A 2392-nucleotide genomic window follows, 5' to 3' on the forward strand; every position below is an offset into this window, starting at 1 on the left:
ACTCCCGATGCCGAGCCTGACACGCATCACGACGGGAGGGGTACTCAACCCCCTGAAAAACACGACCAACACCAGCCACAACAAACTCCTTCACCAAGAACCGTTGCAACCACCACTAGAACCTAGACGCTCGATAAATGGCAGAAGTGGGTGTCTGCCCTTATCGAGGGCGACGACTGCGTCGTCGCGAATCTCAACAGCGCCGCCGACGACCTGGAACGCAACATCAAGTTGCAGAACGAAGGCAAGTGGGGCACCGAGGAAGGCCCCCAGGCCTTCGCCCGCGTCTACAAGTCCTACCTGGAACAAGAAGTCGCGGCGCTGCGCGCGATGGCAGATAACGCGGGGAAGTTCGCCGGCAAGGTTCAGGAAGCCATCACGAACCTGAAGAACGGCGACACCACGGCGGAGGCGACACTGAACGAGGAGATCGCGAGCATCGACGCCGTGTACGTCTCTCCGCAGAAGTCCGCCTTGCTCTCCTCCAAGGACCCGACCGTCCACATCCTGGGCCTGGCCGACCAATACCGCTACTGACGCTCACGCAACGATTACCACCACAGACCACGAGAACACGATGACCACGACACTGAGGCGACGACTGACCCGCTGGACAGCCTGCGCGATGGCGGCGGCGGCCTGTCTGCTCGGCACCGTCCTGCCCGCACACGCCCACAACGATCCCTTCCCCGCACCCACCGACGCACCCACCCAAACCCCCACACCCGGCATACTCCCGGGCCACGCAATCATCATGCGGGCAGGAGTCCAATACGGGCTCTTTGACGTCCCCACACGGGGATTCCACGACGTGTTCAAGCTGCACCTTGCATTCGGCAGCCTGTCCAGAGGCGAGAGAATCACCCTGGAGGAATGCCAGGACCTCGCGCAAACATTCTGGTCGGGAAGCGGGGAGGACTACTACGCCGAAGCCGAGTACTCAACCGGTTCGTGTTACCTCGACGCGTACTACATCGGCGAGGCTCGCCACTCCTTCTACTCCCTCGACGAGGCCGGACACCTGCAAGTCCGCGCACCCATGAGCTACCTCAACCAGATCGCCGCGTCCTTTGAACAAGCCGAGTTCAGCGAGTTCTCCATCTCGTTTAAGAACATCAACAACGCCCAATGCAACGCGGAGCCCTCCCGCGCCTCCGTCGACACCCCCATCATCGACATTCACGGCACACAATGCGAATGGAAAACCGAGCATGGGGCCACCATCCCGACCACCGATGCCCCCCTCATCGAAGGAACCCTCGAACAACCCTTCATCGACGACGACCAGGGCACCGTCGGCCCCTTCACTGACCCCGTCGCACCCATCAACCCCTACACCATCACACCCACCCCTCAAGCACAACCAACCAACACCACCACCCAACCAGAGGCCACCCCCACCAGCAGCACAGGACACCGCGGCCCCCTCATCGCCATCGGCGCCGCCATCACAGTCCTGATGATCATCGCAGCAACAGCCCTCGCTTGGTCCCGACGACGCACCCACTAGTCCCCGCGAACACCCAGGGACGACGCCACCCCACCCGGAAAACGAGCAGTACGAACGCGGCGCAACCACGGCCTCGTCGATGAAGGCTCAGAGGCGGCGGCGGCCCTCGAGCGCGCGACCCAGCGTTACCGAGTCCGCGTACTCCAGGTCACCGCCCATGGGCAGGCCCATGGCCAGGCGCGAGGTTTCCACCCCCATCGTGGAGAGCATGCGCGCCAGGTACGCGGCCGTCGCCTCGCCCTCGACGTTCGGGTTGGTCGCCAGGATGACCTCGGTGACCGTGCCATCCGCGAGGCGGCTCATGAGCGAGGCGATGTTCAGCTGGTCCGGCCCCACCCCGTGGATCGGGTCGATGACGCCGCCGAGCACGTGGTAGCGCCCCCGAAAGACGCGCGCGCCCTCGATCGCCTGAATGTCCTTGGGCTCCTGGACCACGCAGATCGCGCTGGGGTCGCGGCGCACGTCGCGGCAGATCGAGCATTCGTCCTCTTCCGTGAGGTTGCCGCAGATGTCGCAGTGGCGCACGCGCCCACGCACGGCGTTGATCGCGTCGACGAGGCGCGCGACCTCGTCGGGCTCCGCATCCAGGACGTGCATCGCCATGCGCTGCGCGGACTTCGGGCCGATACCCGGCAGCTGTCCGAACTGGTCGATGAGGTCGGCCAGAGCGCCGTCGTACATGTCAGTATCCTCCCTCGGTCATCTTCTCTTCGATGACGCGTCCGCCGAGGATCTCCAGGACCGCTGCCAGGCCGATCGTCTGCGAGTTTTCGATGTTGTCGTCGTCGATGCTGGCGCTGTCGTCGTCGGCCGCGTGAGTGCGGGCGGACACGACGGCAGCCTGGCGCTGGGCCTTCTCGCGCAGGGCGGCCTCAGCGGCGG

General features: G+C 64.6%; 4 protein-coding genes. 2 read left to right on the plus strand and 2 right to left on the minus strand.

Features of this window, described 5'->3' with window-relative positions; genetic code table 11:
• Positions 1–150 precede the first annotated feature (150 nt).
• Positions 151–537 carry a hypothetical protein gene (locus tag HMPREF1138_RS08355; RefSeq protein ID WP_009058671.1) on the plus strand — a complete coding sequence of 129 codons (387 nt, stop codon included), beginning with the start codon at positions 151–153 and terminating at the stop codon, positions 535–537.
• Between the two features lie 40 nt (positions 538–577).
• Positions 578–1510, plus strand: coding sequence for a hypothetical protein (locus tag HMPREF1138_RS08360; RefSeq protein WP_155887159.1), 933 nt, complete (start codon positions 578–580; stop codon positions 1508–1510).
• 87 nt (positions 1511–1597) lie between these two features.
• Here the strand turns inward: HMPREF1138_RS08360 and recR are convergent, their stop codons facing one another.
• Together recR and HMPREF1138_RS11340 are read right to left on the minus strand one after the other, a co-directional pair.
• Positions 1598–2191: a recombination mediator RecR gene (recR, locus tag HMPREF1138_RS08365; protein ID WP_009058673.1), complete on the minus strand. Its 594-nt coding sequence runs from the start codon at positions 2189–2191 to the stop codon at positions 1598–1600.
• A gap of 1 nt (position 2192) precedes the next feature.
• On the minus strand, positions 2193–2392 hold a 200-nt coding region (locus HMPREF1138_RS11340), incomplete at its 5' end, for a hypothetical protein (RefSeq protein WP_009058668.1).

This window comes from Actinomyces sp. ICM58, assembly GCF_000283035.1.
Lineage (GTDB): Bacteria > Actinomycetota > Actinomycetes > Actinomycetales > Actinomycetaceae > Pauljensenia.